Source organism: Methanoculleus sp. MH98A (genome assembly GCF_000691865.1).
Lineage (GTDB): Archaea > Halobacteriota > Methanomicrobia > Methanomicrobiales > Methanoculleaceae > Methanoculleus.
This window is the reverse complement of sequence record NZ_JMIO01000249.1, coordinates 1-774: the sequence shown is the minus strand read 5'-3', so window position 1 is coordinate 774 and position 774 is coordinate 1. Positions and strand designations below refer to the sequence as shown.

The window sequence follows — 774 nt, the reverse complement described above, 5'->3', positions numbered from 1 at the left end:
AGAATATCCCCTCTTTCCTGAACGATTTCACCAATCGCCTCGATGAGATATTTTTGGCCTTTCACGGGCTCCAGGTTTGCCACGGTAAGAAGGATCTTTTTGTCTCGGGGCAGGTTGAGGTAGTCCCTGCACGTGGCAGGATCCTGGGCATAGAAGAGGTCGCTCCTGAAACCGTTTGGTAACACGTGAACTGGCGTATTTATGTTCAGTTTTTTAATACACTCATGGTTACGGTGACTTACAGTTATGATAGCGTCTGCAGAATCGAAGATATCTGTAATTAAGTCTCGCCACTTGGCGTCTCTAAAGGGCAGGTCATAGACATCATAACCATGCGCAGTTATGATGAAAGGTAACTCGTATTCTTCTTTCAGTTTTGCCCCAACAAAGCCGTTTGGCCATGTAAAGTGTGCATGGACGAGATCATATTCTGCCTTGTTCTCTGTAATCCGATCTTTAATTTTGGTATAGTAGGGCTTGCCGACCCTCCTAAATTGATGGGTGAAGGGCAAATAGAACTGCGGAACTGTATATATGGAAACATTCTCCGGCAAATTCGTCCGGTCAATAAGAGAATCTTTCCGGAAAGCTTTGAGGCGGGGGGCTGGAAATACCCTGGAGATCTCAGTTGCTGGATGGTACCTGACGTACACATCAGTATGAGCAAATGCCTTTGCGAGCAACTCCACCTGATCCTTGACAAACGTGAGGTAATGGTCAGACAGAACCATCAATCTATGTTCTTCCATAGGTACCGCCATCCGGATTGTAGCA

Annotated in this window: 1 protein-coding gene; it reads right to left on the bottom strand. The window is 46.1% G+C overall.

What is annotated here, in order from left to right; translation table 11 throughout:
• A partial coding sequence (locus tag EI28_RS12855; RefSeq protein ID WP_231476863.1) for a glycosyltransferase occupies nt 1–749 on the bottom strand: 749 nt, incomplete at its 3' end.
• Nucleotides 750–774: the final 25 nt, after the last annotated feature.